General features: G+C 39.7%; 16 protein-coding genes and 1 pseudogene. All 17 read left to right on the top strand.

The window, feature by feature from the left end; genetic code table 11:
• Positions 1 to 224: 224 nt before the first annotated feature.
• Positions 225 to 1,145 carry a DMT family transporter gene (locus BZG42_RS01780; protein ID WP_155962493.1) on the top strand — a complete coding sequence of 307 codons (921 nt, stop codon included), beginning with the start codon at positions 225 to 227 and terminating at the stop codon, positions 1,143 to 1,145.
• 65 nt (positions 1,146 to 1,210) lie between these two features.
• A complete protein-coding gene (locus BZG42_RS01785) occupies positions 1,211 to 1,840 on the top strand; it encodes a copper homeostasis protein CutC (RefSeq protein WP_155995600.1) in 630 nt (209 codons plus the stop codon).
• Positions 1,841 to 2,473: 633 nt separating this feature from the next.
• The gene (locus tag BZG42_RS01790; RefSeq protein WP_024532190.1) at positions 2,474 to 3,001 is read left to right on the top strand and encodes a YqeG family HAD IIIA-type phosphatase; all 528 of its coding nucleotides are present in this window, start codon (positions 2,474 to 2,476) and stop codon (positions 2,999 to 3,001) included.
• A complete protein-coding gene (yqeH, locus tag BZG42_RS01795) occupies positions 3,002 to 4,108 on the top strand; it encodes a ribosome biogenesis GTPase YqeH (RefSeq protein ID WP_024532191.1) in 1,107 nt (368 codons plus the stop codon).
• A 211-nt stretch (positions 4,109 to 4,319) separates the two neighbouring features.
• Positions 4,320 to 4,631 (top strand): ribosome assembly RNA-binding protein YhbY, encoded by a 312-nt coding sequence (yhbY, locus tag BZG42_RS01800; RefSeq protein ID WP_155995598.1) that lies wholly within the window; start codon positions 4,320 to 4,322, stop codon positions 4,629 to 4,631.
• 12 nt (positions 4,632 to 4,643) lie between these two features.
• Positions 4,644 to 5,276, top strand: coding sequence for a nicotinate-nucleotide adenylyltransferase (locus tag BZG42_RS01805; protein ID WP_120171330.1), 633 nt, complete (start codon positions 4,644 to 4,646; stop codon positions 5,274 to 5,276).
• Positions 5,273 to 5,902, top strand: coding sequence for a bis(5'-nucleosyl)-tetraphosphatase (symmetrical) YqeK (yqeK, locus tag BZG42_RS01810; RefSeq protein WP_120171331.1), 630 nt, complete (start codon positions 5,273 to 5,275; stop codon positions 5,900 to 5,902). Before BZG42_RS01805 ends, yqeK begins: the two co-directional genes overlap by 4 nt.
• Positions 5,903 to 6,063: 161 nt before the next feature.
• Positions 6,064 to 6,423, top strand: coding sequence for a ribosome silencing factor (gene rsfS / locus BZG42_RS01815; RefSeq protein ID WP_120171332.1), 360 nt, complete (start codon positions 6,064 to 6,066; stop codon positions 6,421 to 6,423).
• 92 nt (positions 6,424 to 6,515) lie between these two features.
• Positions 6,516 to 7,262: a class I SAM-dependent DNA methyltransferase gene (locus BZG42_RS01820; RefSeq protein ID WP_155995596.1), complete on the top strand. Its 747-nt coding sequence runs from the start codon at positions 6,516 to 6,518 to the stop codon at positions 7,260 to 7,262.
• Positions 7,259 to 8,365: a nucleotidyltransferase gene (locus tag BZG42_RS01825; RefSeq protein WP_155995594.1), complete on the top strand. Its 1,107-nt coding sequence runs from the start codon at positions 7,259 to 7,261 to the stop codon at positions 8,363 to 8,365. Before BZG42_RS01820 ends, BZG42_RS01825 begins: the two co-directional genes overlap by 4 nt.
• Positions 8,366 to 8,397: 32 nt before the next feature.
• Positions 8,398 to 9,690 (top strand): FtsX-like permease family protein, encoded by a 1,293-nt coding sequence (locus BZG42_RS01830; RefSeq protein WP_439709963.1) that lies wholly within the window; start codon positions 8,398 to 8,400, stop codon positions 9,688 to 9,690.
• Between the two features lie 135 nt (positions 9,691 to 9,825).
• Positions 9,826 to 10,523: pseudogene (locus tag BZG42_RS01835) on the top strand (ion transporter).
• Positions 10,524 to 10,602: 79 nt separating this feature from the next.
• Positions 10,603 to 11,322, top strand: a complete 720-nt coding sequence (locus BZG42_RS01840; RefSeq protein ID WP_155974053.1) for a MerR family transcriptional regulator — start codon at positions 10,603 to 10,605, stop codon at positions 11,320 to 11,322.
• A gap of 70 nt (positions 11,323 to 11,392) precedes the next feature.
• Positions 11,393 to 11,803 carry a peptide deformylase gene (locus tag BZG42_RS01845; RefSeq protein ID WP_155995590.1) on the top strand — a complete coding sequence of 137 codons (411 nt, stop codon included), beginning with the start codon at positions 11,393 to 11,395 and terminating at the stop codon, positions 11,801 to 11,803.
• Positions 11,804 to 12,134: 331 nt separating this feature from the next.
• Positions 12,135 to 14,225: an AAA family ATPase gene (locus BZG42_RS01850; RefSeq protein WP_155995588.1), complete on the top strand. Its 2,091-nt coding sequence runs from the start codon at positions 12,135 to 12,137 to the stop codon at positions 14,223 to 14,225.
• 179 nt (positions 14,226 to 14,404) lie between these two features.
• A complete protein-coding gene (malQ, locus tag BZG42_RS01855) occupies positions 14,405 to 15,913 on the top strand; it encodes a 4-alpha-glucanotransferase (protein ID WP_155995586.1) in 1,509 nt (502 codons plus the stop codon).
• Complete coding sequence (glgP, locus tag BZG42_RS01860; RefSeq protein WP_024532203.1) at positions 15,906 to 18,170, top strand: glycogen/starch/alpha-glucan family phosphorylase; 2,265 nt, start codon at positions 15,906 to 15,908, stop codon at positions 18,168 to 18,170. Before malQ ends, glgP begins: the two co-directional genes overlap by 8 nt.
• Positions 18,171 to 18,193 lie beyond the last annotated feature (23 nt).

The raw sequence follows: 18,193 nt of genomic DNA on the forward strand, positions 1-18,193 counted from the left end.
TGTGTTCAAAATGCCGTACTAAAAAAGCTGAGAGAATACGGTCTGATGGACGAAGCAAGGCTCAAAAATATTTCTTGTTCAACTTTCGGGGGGCAGTACACGAAGCCTACTCTTTTTGTTATAATAATAATCAGCTCAAATCAAATATAGGTGTAGTAATAAAGCCAATGCTTGGCTAGAGTCTATTAAAGTGGATTGATTTGAAAATAAGTCGGGGAGGTAATATGAAAGATTCTAAAGCTGGAACGGTCATTACTCTGATTGCTGGGATTGCTTGGGGTCTATCAGGAGTAAGTGGACAATATCTAATGATACGAGGAGTATCAGTTGATGTGATTACTTCTTTTCGTTTGCTAATATCAGGAGTGTTTTTACTAAGTCTAGCTTATGCGACCGCTAGGGAGCGGCTTATAGCTGTGCTGAAAAGTAAGTCTGCCTTGTTAGGAATCTTTATATTTGCTATGTTAGGTCTAGTATTGAATCAGACCGCCTACCTACAGGCTATTTACCACACTAATGCTGGGACAGCTACTGTTCTTCAATATCTCTGTCCCATTCTGGTTTTAGCCTATACTTGTTTGAAGGACCGCCAGAGACCAACTGGTATCGAACTTATTTCGATTGGTTTGGCTATTGCGGGAACCTTTTTGATTGCTACACATGGACAATTGGATCAACTGGCTGTGACTCCTATTGGTTTCTTTTGGGGAATTTTTTCTGCCTTTACCTATGCCCTTTATATCATACTTCCAACTAAATTGATTCGTGAATATGGTAGCACAGTTGTGATTGGACTTGGCATGTTGATGGGAGGCTTTGTGGTGACTGTTGGTTTACAGACTTGGCAATATAGCCTGCCCTTTGATGGTGGAAGTCTGCTTGGCTTGCTGGGGATTGTTGGTGTCGGAACAATTTTTGCCTACACTGCCTTTCTCAAGGGAGTTAGCCTAGTCGGTCCTGTTAAGGGAAGTCTTTTGGCTTCCATCGAGCCTGTAGCATCCGTGTTTTTTGCGGTTTGGCTGGTTAACGAACGCTTCTATTTGATTGATTTTGTTGGAATGTTCTTGATTTTAATGGCGGTTCTCTTGGTTTCCTTAAAAGATTTGCTTGTTTTGGAGAGTGGGAAAATAAACTCTAAAAAGTGAGGGTGGACTTTTGTTCCAACCTCTTTTTTGCTATACTAAAAGAAAAGATTGAAATGGAATTAGCAATGATAAAAGAATTTTGTTCAGAAAATCATGTAGACCTAGTAAGGGCATTGTCAAGTGGTGCTCAGCGTATCGAACTCTGTGACAATTTAGCTGTGGGAGGAACGACTCCAAGTTACGCAGTGATTGACTATGTTTGTCAGCTAGCTCACACATACGATGCAACCGTGATGACCATGATTCGTCCTCGTGGTGGAAATTTTTGCTACGACGAAGCAGAACTTGAGATGATGGTAGAGGATTGTAAGGTCGCTAAAAGGCTGGGTTCAGATGGTCTGGTCTACGGTCTGCTAACGGAGGAGAATTGGTTAGATGAAGTAGCTATGGAAAAGCTCTTGGCAGTATCAAAAGGTTGTCAAATAGTCTTTCACATGGCTTTTGATCACATTCCTCGCAATCGCCAGTTTGAAGCGATTGATTGGCTGGCAGAACGTGGTGTTACGCGGATCTTGACCAGAGGAAGCCTGACAGGGTGTGCTCTGGATAACCTTGCTTGGTTGCGGGAAATCGTTAACTATGCAGTAGGAAGAATTGAAATTTTGGTCGGTGGTGGCTTGACAGTAGATAATGTCCCACAATTACTGGATAAATTACCTCTTGATCAAGTACATGGGACGAGATTATTTTGGTAAGAATGACTTTAGTTTACTTTAAGCTAAGAAAGTTATACTATGTTTAATCTTTTTCATATAATCTCCTTGAAAGCACTTGGTTTATCCAAGTGTTTTTGTCTGTATCTTGCTGGTTAGGCTTGATATTAGACTTGATGACTAAATTAAAGTGAATAACGGTATTTAGTTTACTTTAAGCTAAGAAAGTTATACTACGTTTAATCTTTTTCATATAATCTCCTTGAAAGCACTTGGTTTATCCAAGTGTTTTTGTCTGTATTTTGCTGGTTAGGCTTAATATTCGACTTGACGATTAAACTAAAATGAATAAAGGTATTTAGATTTCTTTAAGATAGTCACGTTATAATACAGTTATTCTTTTTCATAACCCTCCTAAGAGCACCTATAAAATAGGTGTTTCTTTTTTATGTCGAAGGAGTAAAGGTAAAAAAGAATTTTTTTAAAGTGAATATCTTATTGGGAGGACAATACTTTGTATCACTGTGTGGAGAGAGACTGTCAGCTTAAGTAAAAAATAATATTATGAGATTCAGGCAAACGAGACTCGTTTATCCAAGAGTTTTTATTATAAGTAGCTCGCATTTTTTATAGAAAAATGGTATAATTATCTGATAAAAACTTTTGGAGACGATAGTGAGTTTAGAAAATTACATGCCGGATTTTTGCTTGGAAAAAGTCTATGATGTGACGGTTGAAGGGTTAAAAAAACATGGTATCAAGGTAGTTTTTGTTGATTTAGATAACACCTTGATTGCTTGGAATAATCCTGATGGAACGCCAGAGATGCGCCAGTGGTTACACGATTTGCGAGAAGCAGGCATTCCTGTTGTGGTGGTTTCTAATAATAAGTACGAACGTGTCAAACGGGCGGTTGAGAAGTTTGGGGTTGAGTTTGAAGCCTTTGCCCTCAAGCCTTTCACCTTTGGCATGAACCGAGCTTTAAAACGCTTTGATGTCAAGCCAAGTGAAGTGGTCATGATTGGAGACCAATTGATGACAGACATTCGGGCGGCTAAGCGAGTTGGTCTCAAGTCTGTATTGGTTAAACCACTGATCAAGACTGACTCAATCAATACACAGATTAACCGTTGGCGCGAACGAAGAACTATGAAAAAAATCATCGCTAAATACGGGGCGATAGACCATAAGAGGGAAATGTAAGTGGAAGAATTATTTTGTATCGGCTGCGGTGCTAAGATTCAGACGGTAGACAAGTCCGTTGCAGGCTTTACGCCACAATCAGCCTTAGAAAAAGGTTTGGAAACAGGGCAGCTTTACTGTCAACGTTGTTTCCGCCTTCGCCATTATAATGAGATTTCAGATGTCAATATTTCTGATGATGACTTTCTGAGCCTCCTCCATAGTGTTGGTGAAAGCGATGCCTTAGTAGTTAATGTGATTGATATTTTTGATTTTAATGGTTCCATTATCCCTGGCTTATCACGTTTTACTTCTGGCAACGATATTCTTTTAGTGGGAAATAAGAAAGATATTCTGCCCAAGTCTGTCAAGACGGGGAAAGTGACTCAATGGCTGACAGAGAGAGCGAATGAAACTGGTATGCGACCGGTAGATGTGGTCCTAACTTCTGCTCAAAACAAGCAGGCAATCAAGGACTTGATTGAGAAAATTGAAGAACATCGCAAGGGACGAGATGTCTATGTGGTCGGTGTAACTAATGTGGGTAAGTCAACCCTAATTAACGCCATTATTCAGGAAATTACAGGAGATAAGGATGTTATTACCACTTCTCGTTTTCCGGGAACGACTCTAGATAAGATTGAAATTCCTCTGGATGATGGTTCATTTATTTACGATACTCCAGGAATTATCCATCGCCATCAGATGGCTCACTATCTGACAGCTAAGAATCTTAAATATATCAGTCCTCGCAAGGAAATTAAGCCAAAAACTTACCAGCTCAACCCAGAGCAAACCCTTTTCTTGGCAGGTCTTGGTCGTTTTGACTTTGTGGCTGGTGAACGTCAGGGCTTTACAGCTTTTTTTGACAATGAGCTTCAACTTCATCGCACTAAACTCGAAGGAGCTAGCGATTTTTATAAGAAACATGCAGGCAGTCTCTTGGTACCGCCAACCAGCAAGGAACTGAAAGAGTTTCCAGAACTAGTCCGCCATGAATTTACTATTACTGAAAAGACGGATGTGGTCTTTTCAGGTCTTGGCTGGATTCGGATTAACGAGAAAGCTAAAATTGCTGCTTGGGCACCTAAGGGAGTGGATGTGGTGGTTCGCAAGGCTATCATTTAAAACCCTGCCCCCATGAATGCCAAGATGATCCGTTGTCAATCTACCTTGATAGGCTTCATTTTTGCATTGCAGTTACTTTTTCATCTATTTTTGATGTTCATCGGGTAGCATTTTATCTTATTTGCTTGCCTCCAATTGTATCTACGACACTGCATCTTGCTATGTATGAGATTCAGGTCTGTATCAGATTATACTAAAATATTAAGGAAATATTATGCTTACATCTAAACAACGTGCCTTTTTGAATAGTCAGGCACATGCACTCAAGCCTATTATCCAAATCGGGAAAAATGGTCTTAATGACCAGATTAAGACGAGCGTTCGTCAAGCACTTGATGCGCGTGAGTTGATTAAGGTGACTCTACTGCAAAATACGGACGAGAATATTTATGAAGTCGCAGAAATTCTGGAAGAAGAAATCGGCGTTGATACGGTTCAAAAAATCGGTCGTATCCTGATTTTGTTCAAACAATCCAGTAAGAAAGAGAACCGAAAAATTTCTAAAAAGGTCAAAGAAATCTAAGAAGGAGAGCCCATGGCTATTGAACTCTTAACACCCTTTACCAAGGTTGAATTAGAGGTTGAAAAAAAAGAAACCAATCGCAAGCAGGTAGGAATTTTGGGAGGCAATTTTAACCCTGTCCACAATGCTCACTTGATTGTGGCAGATCAGGTTCGTCAGCAGTTGCAGCTGGACGAGGTCTTATTTATGCCAGAATGTGTTCCCCCCCATGTGGATAAGAAAGAAACCATTGATGAATACCATCGCTACTCCATGCTCAAGATGGCGATTGCGGGTATTGCGGGTTTGGGGATAGAAACGATTGAGTTGGAGCGTCGAGGTATCAGTTATACCTACGATACCATGAAATTGTTGAAGGAAAAAAATCCTGAGACCGACTATTATTTCATTATCGGTGCAGATATGGTAGATTACCTACCAAAATGGCATAAGATTGATGAGTTAATTAAACTAGTTCAATTTGTCGGTGTGCAGCGTCCGCGCTATAAGGCAGGGACTTCCTATCCCGTTATTTGGGTAGATGTTCCACTCATGGATATTTCTTCCAGCATGGTACGTGATTTTATCAAGCAAGGACGTGTGCCTAATTTTATGGTGCCCCACGAGGTCCTGGACTATATTGAAGAAAAAGGACTTTATAGATGATTGCAGCAGATTTAAGCTTTGATCGCAAGGCTCTTTTAGAAAAAATTAGTGTAGCTATGACTCCAAAACGGTTTCAGCACGTTCTCGGTGTGGAGCAGGCCGCGATTGAGTTAGCAGAGCGATATGGCTGTGATATGAAAAAAGCCAGCTTAGCTGCGCTCTTACATGATTATGCCAAGGAAGTGGCGGATCAGATTTTTGAGGACTTAATCGTCAAGTATGATCTGGATAGAGAACTGCTTAATTGGGATAATAATATTTGGCATGGAGTAGTCGGTGCCTATAAAGTCTCAGAAGATTTTGGTTTGAAAGATGCAGAGATTTTCCAAGCTATTCAACGCCATACGGTTGGAGCAGGACAAATGACTTTGCTGGATAAGGTTCTTTATGTAGCAGACTACATCGAGCCTAATCGTGATTTTCCTGGAGTCGAGATAGCTCGTGAGTTAGCCAGACAGAATTTAGATAAAGCTGTTGCTTACGAAACAGCACAGACCATTTCCTACCTGGCTAAACAGCGTATTCCCATCTATCCACAAACACTCGAAACCTATAATAGTTATGTTCGCCACTTGAGAGACTTAGATAAAAATTGTCAAGTTTGCAGTGACACAAAGAGAAAGTGAACTTTTTGACCAAGCTACAAAGTTGGTCATTATGAAGATAGAACAACGGCAACTTTTTCAGAAAAGCTGCGTGCTAAAGAGTTAATTGACCATTACCAAACTATCTGGCTTGGTCAATCTGCTCAAAAGAAATACACTAATAAACAATTTGAAAGGATAAGATGAAAGAATTAGATTTAGTAAAACTTGTGGTTCAGGCTGCAGATGACAAGCGGGCTGAGGACCTTGTTGTGATTGATGTACAGGGCGTTACGAGTTTGACAGATTATTTTGTTATTGCAAGCTCAATGAACAGCCGTCAGTTGGAAGCTATTGCGGAAAACATTCGTGAAAAGGTAGTTGATGCTGGTTTCAAAGGGATTCGTATGGAAGGCGACAGCAACGGTGGCTGGATCCTTTTAGACCTTGGAGGTGTGGTCGTCCATATCTTCTCAGAAGAAATGCGTGAACTTTATAACTTAGAGAAGCTCTGGCATGAGGGAAGCTTTGTAGAGCTTGATTCTCTCTTAGGAGTGAAATAATAAAGCAGTCTGAGGACTGCTTTTTGCAAAAGTTTGGCTTTGTTCAAGCCAGCAAAGTGATAGAATCTATCAAAGCAAGAGAGGAGACTAATATGGCAACTTATGAAACCTTTGCGGCAGTCTATGATGAAATCATGGACGATAGCCTTTACGACCAATGGACCGATTTTAGCCTACGGCATTTGCCAAAGAATGCAAAGACAATTTTAGAATTAGCTTGTGGAACCGGAGTTCAAGCTGTTCGTTTTGCTCAAGCAGGTTATGATGTAACCGGCTTGGATCTTAGTTATGAGATGCTTGAATTAGCTCAGAAAAGGGCAGAGATTGCTGGAGTTATGCTTGAATTGGCTCAGGCAGATATGATGGCCTTGGAAGGTGTTGGTGACTTTGATGCGGTGACCTGCTACTCCGATAGTCTTTGCTATATGGGAAATGAGGCGGCGGTTTTGCGTGTTTTTGAAGGTGTTCATTCTGTTCTCAACCATGGTGGTGTTTTCATTTTTGATGTGCATTCCATTTATCAAATGGAGGAAGTCTTTGCAGGTTATAGCTATCATGAAAATTATGAGGAGTTTGCCTTCGTTTGGGATACCTATAAGGGAGAACATGAGTACTCTGTTGTTCACGAGTTGACCTTTTTTGTCAAAGATGAAACTGGTGAACCTGAGAGATTTATCCGTCGTGATGAGGTTCATGAAGAGCGGACCTATCCGATTGAAACTTATGTTGACTTGTTGAAACAAGCTGGTTTTGGTTCTGTAGAAATCTTTGCAGATTTTGAGGACGAGTTTCCAACTGAAACCAGTCAGCGTTGGTTCTTTAAGGCGGTCAAGGCATGATTTCTGGTATCGTAGCAGAATACAATCCATTTCACACAGGACACAAGTACCTGTTGGAACAAGCAGAAGGCGTAAAAATTGTCGTTATGTCTGGTAATTTTGTACAGCGTGGGGAACCGGCCATTGTGGATAAGTGGACGCGGGCTCAGATGGCTTTGGAGCATGGGGCAGATCTTGTGGTTGAAATGCCCTTTTTAGTATCTGTTCAGTCGGCAGATCATTTTGCTAAAGGAGCTATAGATATTTTATATAGACTAGGTGTGGAAAAGCTGGTTTTTGGTACAGAAGAAATGTTGGATTATCAGAGGATTGCTGATATTTATGTGGAAAAATCAGAGAAAATAGAGATGTTTGTGAAGAATTTGCCAGAGAATCTGTCTTATCCACAGAAAACTCAGATTATGTGGCAGGAATTTGCTGGTCTGAACTTCACAGGCGATACTCCCAATCATATCCTAGCCCTAGCCTACGCAAAGGCGGTGGCTGGGACTGGAATTCAACTAAGTCCTGTACAGCGGCAGGGAGCAGGTTTTCACTCGGAAGAAGTTGAGACGAGCTATGCTTCGGCTACGGCTATCCGAAAAGGAGTCGACCAATTACATTTGGTACGTGATTTTTTACCTTCGGCAGCTCTTTTTGAAAAGGCAACTAAAGTCGGTTGGAATCATTATTTTTCTCTGCTTCGTTATCAAATTACGACCCATCAAGACCTGAGTCAGATTTTTCAGGTTAACGATGAACTAGCCAGTCGTATCCGCTCTGCCATTGGTAGTGTGACGAATGTAGAAGAATTGGTAAATGCTGTTGCGACCAAGCGCTACACTAAGGCGCGAGTACGACGGATTTTGACCTACATCTTGGTCAATGCAGTGGAGACCCCGCTACCAAAAGCTATTCATGTGCTGGGCTTTACATCGATAGGTCAAGCCTATCTCAAACAGGTTAAGGACAAGGTGGATCTGGTGACACGAATTGGCAAGGAGCCTTGGGACAGCTTGACCCAGCAGGCAGATAGTGTCTATCAACTTGGTGCGAAAGGCATAGCAGAGCAGACCTACGGACGTGTGCCGGTGAGAAGAAACATTACGGACGTTTTGGTATAGAATAGGATTTTGGAGGTGAGAGTTTGCAACAAGTGGTGTCTCATTTTTATCAGTTGATAGTGAAAGAAATAAAGCATAGAAAGCTTAGGGAAACCTACTATCTTTGGTTTCCTTGGTTGAATCTTTTGTTTGCTTTTATCGCTAGAATGTTAGTTGGGAAACTGCCTTTTGAAGACTTGTTACAATTTGAAAAATTTGAATATAGTTTAGTTTTTTGGCTATTGTTTGCATGTGTTTTACTGAAGTGCGCTGCTATTGTCCGCTATAGCTCAGTTGTGGGAAAAGAAATGTCAAAAGTTTCTCATGTCTGGCTGTTTTTATATCATATTATTCCATCGTTTTTCCTTATTTGGCTTTTTTATCAGGCTTGGAATACGTGGAATATAGTTCCATTTTTTATTTTAGATATATGTGTGTCTTTTTTTGGCGATAAGGTACTCAAATTTAAAGTGTACGCTCATATCTTGACTGATATAATTAGCATCATTTTGCTATTATTTGTTGATTTTGAGTTTGATCGTATCGGTCTGGAGTTTCGCACGGACTTTCTGGGAATCTTTTTTTGTATCTTATTTGTAACATTCCGCTACCTTCTAGTATCTAATTTTTATAGGGGATTTAAACAATTCAAGTTGTTTTCGCTGCGGTGGAACAATGGAAAAATTTATTGGTTTTCTGAGCTAGTATCTTCGATGCTGTTTTTGGTTGTGTTCCATGCAGGATTGGAAACAATTGATCAAGACTTTTCATTCATCTCTATAGCCCTAAGTCTGTTTGTGTACCATATATTTTTATATATACGGTTGTTTATGTATAGGCAATATGGCGCTTCTTACAAAGAAGTTTACTATTTTGTCAATGCTGGAAGTGCATTGGTGCTCTATATCTTCTTTGTCAACTTCATTGCGATTGATATTGTTGTCTGGTTTTTGCCAGCAGTAATCATACTTGTGTTAGATAATTTTCTATATCTGGCTTATCAACAACGAACGAAGCAACCGCAAGAATTTAGTTTAGGTGGAAAACAATTATTTGCAAAATTAAAATTGTTTTCTATTACCACTTTATTCTTCTATCATGTATTTGATAAAAATAGAGAGACTTTGTTTGCTTACAGAATATTTGGTTATTCGTTGAATGATCTAAATAGTGTATTTCTTAGAGAATATGCCAGTTTACCCTTTTTATCATTGATTCTTTCAGTAGTTGTTTCTACCGTTATTTTCAAACTAATTGGTAGTGTTTTATATGCTAACGATTACTTGTTAAAGAAAGGTAATTCCAAAAAGCTTAAGTATAAGAAGCGCTTACGTAGGAGAAAATAAAAATGTTTTTGTTATACCTGAACGTTACGACAGACATTATTTGGAGAAACAACAGGGGGAGTTTGATTGTTGTCAATTTATAAAGGTGCGATAAGGTATGGCAGATCTATAGGTATATACTGGTAAAGGAGAATGATGAGAAGAGGTTTATATAATATCTTAGAAAATAGCCAAGATAGTTTGTTATCACGATTTTATAATCTGATAATGTTGGTGGCAATAGTGGTTAGTATCCTTCCATTGATGTTTAAAAAGAACGAACCATTTCATTTGTTGATAGAATATGTCACAGCAGCTATTTTCTGTTTAGACTATCTTTTTCGGGTGATAACTGCTGATTTTAAACTTCAAAAAGGGAGAGTGTCGTTTTTTCTTTCCCCATTTACATTATTAGCAGTAATAGATTTAATCTGTATATTGCCAACTTTTTTGATGTTTTATAGTAGTTTAAAGCTATTAAAGATGGTAAGGATAGGACGAGTACTAAGGGTTTTCAAAGTCATTCGATATTCAAAAAATATACAAATTTTGACGAATGTTATGCAAAGACAAAAAGAGGCACTTTTACTGGTGGCAAGTCTTGCAATAGGGTACATTTTTTTAACCGCCCTATTGATATTTTCAGTCGAGCCTGATACGTTTGAAACTTTTTTGATGCGGTTTACTGGGCGACCATTTCGCTAACTACGGTTGGATATGGTGATATATTTGCGACTTCAGTATTGGGTAAAGTAATAACGATGATTTCTTCAATTATAGGAATTGCAATCGTTGCCCTACCTGCGGGAATCATTACAGCAGGTTATATGAATGAGATTACAAAGGACGGATAGAAAATAGTTATTTTCTTCTTGACTCTTACCTTACGTTATCCTTTATACTCTTCATAGAGAGGAGATTTCTATGTCAGAAATATTTACGGTTAAGCAGGTTAGTCAGTTTTCCGGATTAACAGTGCGCACTTTACATCATTACGACCAAATTAACTTGCTCAAACCAGCTTTTGTGGCGGATAATGGTTACCGATATTATAATCGGGATAGTCTGCTTCATCTGCAAGAGATAATGCTCTTTCGAGAACTGGATTTTCCTCTCAAAGATATTCGGCAGATTCTGGAAAATACTGATGTTGATCGCCAGCAAGTGTTGCAAGACCACATTGCTCTTTTAGAGTTCAAAAGAAAGCGTCTGGATCATATCATCGGTCATGCCAGATTACTCATAGAAAAAGGGGGAGAAGTCATGGACTTTCACGCATTCGATACAAGTAAACTAGAGAGCTACAGGACTGAGGCCAAGAACCGCTGGGGAAAAACGTCAGCTTATACTGAATTTGACCAGCGCTACGATACTAGCAAGGATGAGATTTTTGTCCGAGAGATGCAGGTGATTTTTGAGGCCTTTGGAAAAATGCAGGGCTTAGAATGCAGTCATCCAGATGTACAGGATCAAGTAGCAATATTGCAGACATATATCACAGATAATTTTTATACCTGCACAAAGAAAATCTTGCAAGGCTTAGGTCTCATGTACGTAGAAGATGAACGTTTTGCAACCAATATTGATCAGGTAGGAGGTGTAGGCACTTCCAAATTTGTCAGTCAGGCTATTGCAGCTTACTGTCAAGAATAAAAAGAACAAGTCTAGTGGAAACTAGGCTTTTTTGATATACTGGAATTAGTTTGAAAGTAAGGAGTTTTTCATGATCCAACCTATTATGAAAGATATTTTTTTCCTCCAGCAGCAATCTGAGGCTGCTACACCGGCAGACTTGCAAGTTGGTAAGGATTTACAGGATACACTTGCAGCAAATAGCCATGCCTGTGTGGGAATGGCGGCCAATATGATCGGGGTCAAAAAGCGGGTTATCGTTGTCAATATAGGTTTTACTAATCTAGTTATGTATAATCCCGTTCTCATTAGTAAGACAAAACCCTACCAGGCAGAGGAGGGATGTCTGTCATTAGAAGGTATTCGCCCTACAACCCGTTATCAGGAAATTGAGGTGGAATTTTGGGATTCTTCTTGGAAAAAGCAGAGTTTACGGCTGACAGATTTTCAAGCTCAGATTGTTCAGCATGAGTTAGATCATTTAGAAGGTATTATCATTTGAAAATCAGTAAAACCGTACTGAAAGTTGGATTTTTTAGATAAAGGTCAAAAAAAAAAGTCAAAAAGGATATTGACCTTTACTGACTAATGGTATATAATAATTTCATAAGGTTATAGAAAAACCTTATGATTTATTGATTAAAAGGTCAGATAAGGTCAAATGAATCTAGTTTGATTTTTATCTTAAATAATTGGTCAGTAAAAGACAATTTTTTGAGGGGGTCAGCATGAAAAAGAGGATGGTTCCTTATTAGTGGTTTTTTATCTAATAAAGGTCAGTAATAGTCAATTTTCTTTAGCAAACAAAAAATAAGATAAACGAGGTAAACAGTATGAATAACAATTTTAACAGTATGGACGATATTTTCAATCAACTAATGGGCAATATGGGGGGGTATAGCACAGAGCGTCGCCGTTACTCCATCAACGGTCGCGAGGTTACTCCAGAGGAATTTGCTCATTATCGCCAAACAGGCCAACTACCAGCGGCAGAAGGTGCAGTTCAATCTCACTCTAAAGGTCAGATAAAGTCAGATGGTGTTTTGGCAAAACTAGGTCGTAATTTGACTGGGGATGCGCGTGAAGGCAAGTTAGATCCGGTCATTGGTCGCAATAAAGAAATCCAAGATACTTCGGAAATTCTGGCTCGTCGTACCAAGAATAATCCTGTCCTGGTTGGTGATGCTGGTGTTGGTAAAACAACAGTAGTAGAAGGCTTGGCTCAGGCAATTGTCAATGGTGATGTACCGGCAGCCATCAAAAACAAGGAAATTATTTCTATTGATATTTCTGGTTTGGAAGCGGGTACTCAGTACCGTGGAGCTTTTGAGGAGAATGTTCAACAGTTGGTTGATGAGGTCAAGCAAGCAGGAAATATCATTCTTTTCTTTGATGAAATTCATCAGATTTTGGGGGCAGGCAGTACAGGTGGCGATTCAGGTTCCAAGGGATTAGCGGATATTCTTAAACCAGCCCTTTCACGTGGCGAATTGACCGTTATTGGTGCTACTACTCAGGATGAGTACCGCAATACCATTCATAAAAATGCAGCCTTGGCTCGTCGCTTCAACGAAGTGAAGGTCAATGCTCCATCGGCAGAAAATACTTACCAAATTTTGAAGGGAATTAAACCACTTTATGAGGCTCACCACAATATTGAATTACCAGATGAGGTCTTGCATGCTGCTGTTGACTATTCTGTTCAATATATTCCTCAACGCAGTTTACCAGATAAAGCCATTGACTTGATTGACGTAACAGCTGCTCATTTAGCAGCACAGCATTCCGTTACGGATATTAAGACATTAGAAGCTGAGATGGCGGATGCGAAACGCTTGCAATTAGAAGCCGCAGAAAAAGAGGACTATGAAAAAGCTTTGAATGAAAAAATCCGGATTGATAAGCTGCAAGAACAGATTAACAACCATACGGAAAGCCAAAAAGTTGTAGCAACGGTCAATGATGTGGCTCAAGCAGTTGAACGGATGACAGGTATTCCTGTATCGCAAATGGGGGCTTCTGATATTGAACGACTCAAGGGCCTCAAACATCGTCTAGCTGCAAATGTTATCGGTCAAGGTGACGCAGTAGAAGCTGTATCCCGTGCGATTCGTCGTAATCGTGCAGGTTTTGATGAGGGCAATCGTCCTATCGGCTCCTTCCTCTTTGTCGGACCAACAGGTGTCGGTAAGACAGAGTTAGCAAAGCAGCTAGCGCTGGATTTATTTGGAAATAAGGAGGCAATTATCCGCCTTGATATGTCAGAGTATAGCGATCGAACAGCCGTTTCCAAGTTGATTGGTACAACAGCGGGGTATGTTGGCTACGACGATAATTCGCATACCCTAACCGAGCGAGTTCGCCGCAATCCTTATTCTATCGTATTACTAGATGAGATTGAAAAAGCTGATGCACAAGTCATCACTTTGCTCTTACAGGTTCTTGATGATGGACATTTAACAGATGGTCAAGGCAACCAAGTCAACTTTAAAAATACGATTATTATTGCAACCTCTAATGCTGGATTTGGCTATGACTTGCCAGAAGGCGAAGAGAGACAGGACATTATGGAACGCATTGTTCCATACTTCCGTCCGGAGTTCCTCAACCGTTTCAATGCAGTGATTGAGTTTAAACATTTAGAGAGGGAAGATCTAAGAGCTATCGTAGACCTGCTCCTGTCTCAGGTCAATAATACGCTGGCTAAAAAAGGCATTAGTCTACATGTTACAGATGCTGCCAAAGAGTTTCTCATGGAAGAAGGTTACGACAAGGCAATGGGGGCTCGTCCGCTTCGTCGTGTTATTGAAAACCAGATTCGTGATAAAGTTACAGATTTTTACTTGGATAATAGTAATGTCAAGTACTTGGAAGCTGATGTGATTGGCGGAACAATTCAAATAAAAGAGCAAAACTTAGCTTAACAATATAGAGTCAGATAAAAATTCGGGTGATGTCATCCGAATTTTCTTTTTCTACTTGTTACCAGTTCATGCTGAAACAGTTTTTTTAGGGCATTCAAAACTTTTTTAGTAAAATCCTTGACAAGTGCAAACGTTTGCGCTAAACTATATTCGTAACCGACAGAAAGGAAAACGTTTTTATGACAAATCGTACCAGTGGAATTTTGATGCATATTACCTCACTTCCTGGGAAGTTTGGTATTGGTACTTTTGGACAGTCTGCCTATGATTTTGTAGATTTCTTGGTAGAGACCAAGCAAACCTACTGGCAGATTTTACCCCTAACAACAACTAGCTACGGAGACTCACCTTATCAATCTTTCTCTGCTATTGCAGGGAATACTCACTTGATCGACTTCGACCTCTTGGTAGAAGATGGCTTGTTGGCAAATGAAGAGTTTCAAGATGTGAATTTTGGAGATAATCCTGCAAAAGTAGATTATGCTCTGATTTATCAAGTGCGTCGGCCAATTTTGGAAAAGGCAGTACAGGCATTTTTGCAAGATGATAAGAAAAAAGCGGCTTTTCTGGAATTTGAAAAGGCCAACTCTTCTTGGCTGATAGACTATGCTGAGTTTATGGCTATCAAGGAGTACTTTGGAAATAAAGCTCTCCAAGAGTGGGAAGACAAGAAAGTAGTTGCTCGCAATGAGGAAGCTCTGGATAAGTATCGTTTGGAGTTGGCAAACCAAATTGATTATCACAAAGTTACTCAGTACTTCTTCTTTAGCCAGTGGAAACAATTGAAAGAATATGCCAACAAAAATCACATTAAGATTATCGGAGATATGCCTATTTATGTTTCTGCTGACAGTGTGGAAGTTTGGACCAAACCTCAACTGTTCAAATTAGATAGTGAGCGTAAGCCACTCTACGTAGCAGGAGTACCAGCGGACAACTTCTCTGCGGACGGTCAGTTGTGGGGCAATCCAATTTATGACTGGCCGGAACATGAAAAAACAGGCTATAACTGGTGGATTTACCGCATTCATGAAAGTTTCAAGCTCTATGATGTCCTTCGAATTGATCACTTTAAAGGTTTCTCCGACTTCTGGCAGGTGGATGGCAAGGCTGAGGTAGCTAAGGTTGGTACATGGGAACCAGGTCCGGGCTACAGTCTTTTCAAGGCAGTAAAAGAAACCCTTGGTGACCTTCCAATTATTGCAGAGGATCTTGGAAATATTGATGCGAAAGCTCGTAAGCTGCTAGCAGACTGTGGCTATCCGGGGATGAAAATCTTGGAATTTGGTTTCTTTGATGTGACAGGTAAAAGTATTGATGCCCCGCACCGCTGCATTCCAAATTCTGTTGCCTATACAGGGACTCATGATAATGAAGTCATCAACGGTTGGTACAATAATCTTGATCCCGAGCAACAAGAGTACGTAGATGCTTACAGCAATCGTAAGCCGATTGAGAAAGTCAGTCAAGCCATGCTTCGAATGCTTTTTGCGACAGTTAGTGATACAGCTATTGCAACTATGCAAGATGTCTTGGATTTGGATGAAGACAGCCGTATGAATATGCCATCAACCATCGGCGGAAATTGGGAATGGCGGATGAAGACGGAAGACTTGACAAAAGAACACAAGGATTTCTTGACAAAAATGACAAACTTATATCAACGAGGAAATGAACAACATGATTAAATTTACAACATTTGCTGAAAACAATACTTCAAAGAAATTAGCTGATTTAACAAACGAAGAAATCTATCTTCAGTTATTGAACTACGTGAAAGAAGCTGCAGCAGCTAAATCAAAAAATACTGGTAAACGTAAAGTTTATTATATTTCTGCGGAGTTCCTTATCGGTAAGCTCTTATCAAACAATTTGATTAACCTAGGTGTTTATAAAGACATTCAAGCAGAGTTGGCGGCAGCTGGCAAGTCATTGGCACAAGTTGAAGACGTTGAGCCAGAACCATCACTCGGTAACGGTGGTCTTGGACGTTTGGCATCCTGTTTTGTAGATTCCATGTCAACACTTGCTATCAATGGTGAAGGTGTTGGTCTGAATTACCACTGTGGTCTTTTCCGCCAAGTCTTTAAGAAAAATGAGCAAGAAGCAGAGCCAAACTTCTGGATTGAAAATGATTCTTGGTTGATTCCAACGGATATTAGTTATGATGTTCCATTTAAAAACTTTACCTTGAAGTCGAAATTGGATCGTCTTGACATTCTTGGTTACAAAAAGGAAACGAAGAATTACCTCAACTTGTTCGATATTGAATCTGTCAACTATCACTTGATTACAGATGGTATTTCGTTTGATAAGACAGCTATCAAAGAAAACTTGACTCTTTTCTTGTATCCAGACGATTCGGATAAAAATGGTGAATTGCTTCGTATCTACCAACAATACTTTATGGTGTCAAATGCTGCTCAGTTATTGATTGATGAAGCGATTGAACGTGGTTCAAACCTACATGATCTTCCTGATTATGCTTACGTACAAATCAACGATACACACCCATCAATGGTTATTCCTGAGTTGATTCGTCTTTTGACAGAGAAACACGATATCGAATTTGCAGAAGCAGTAGCGATTGTCAAGAATATGACTGGTTACACTAACCATACTATCTTGGCAGAAGCACTTGAAAAATGGCCACTTGAGTTTCTTGGAGAAGTGGTGCCACATTTGGTTGATATTATCAAAGAATTGGATGCCCTTATTCGTGCAGAACTTAAAGACCCAGCAGTCCAAATCATTGATGAATCAGGCCGTGTACACATGGCTCACATGGACATCCACTTCTCTAACTCAGTGAACGGTGTAGCTGCACTTCACACAGAAATCCTTAAAACTTCTGAATTGAAAGTTTTCTATGAGCTCTATCCAGAGAAATTCAATAATAAAACAAACGGTATCACTTTCCGTCGCTGGTTGGAGTTTGCAAACCAAGATTTGGCGGATTGCATCAAAGAATTGATTGGTGACGAATACCTGACAGATGCTACTAAGCTTGAAAAATTACTTGCTTTTGCTGATGATAAAGAAGTTCATGCTAAATTGGCCGAAATCAAATTTAACAACAAATTGGCACTGAAACGTTACCTTAAAGATAATAAGGGTATCGAATTAGATGAACATTCTATCATTGATACGCAAATTAAACGTTTCCACGAGTACAAGCGCCAGCAAATGAATGCATTATATGTCATCCACAAGTATCTTGAAATTAAGAGTGGAAATCTTCCAAAACGTAAAATTACCGTTATCTTTGGTGGTAAGGCGGCTCCTGCCTACATCATTGCCCAAGATATTATCCACTTGATTCTATGCTTGTCAGAGTTGATTAACAACGATCCAGAGGTCAATCAATATCTCAACGTTCACTTAGTAGAAAACTACAATGTAACGGTTGCTGAAAAATTGATTCCTGCGACAGATATTTCTGAGCAAATTTCTCTAGCTTCTAAAGAGGCATCAGGTACAGGGAACATGAAGTTCATGTTAAATGGTGCACTGACACTTGGCACGATGGACGGTGCCAATGTTGAGATTGCAGAACTTGCAGGTAGTGAAAATATTTACACATTTGGTAAGGATTCTGATACCATCATTGATCTTTACGACAAAGCAGGCTACGTTTCAGCTGATTACTATAATGGTGATGCTAATATTAAACGTGCAGTTGACTTTATCGTTAGTGATGAAGTGAAAGCTCTTGGGAATGACGAGCGTCTTGGCCGTCTTCACCATGAACTTATCTCTAAGGACTGGTTCATGACCCTAATTGATCTGGCTGAGTACATAGAGGTGAAAGAACAAGTCTTTGCAGATTACGAAGATCAAGAATCTTGGAATAGAAAAGTTGTTCACAACATTGCTAAAGCAGGTTTCTTCTCATCTGACCGTACAATTCAGCAGTACAATGACGAAATTTGGCATAGCAACTAATGCACAAAGAAAAGAATGTTTCC

The organism is Streptococcus sp. DAT741, from assembly GCF_009866825.1.
GTDB lineage: Bacteria > Bacillota > Bacilli > Lactobacillales > Streptococcaceae > Streptococcus > Streptococcus ruminantium.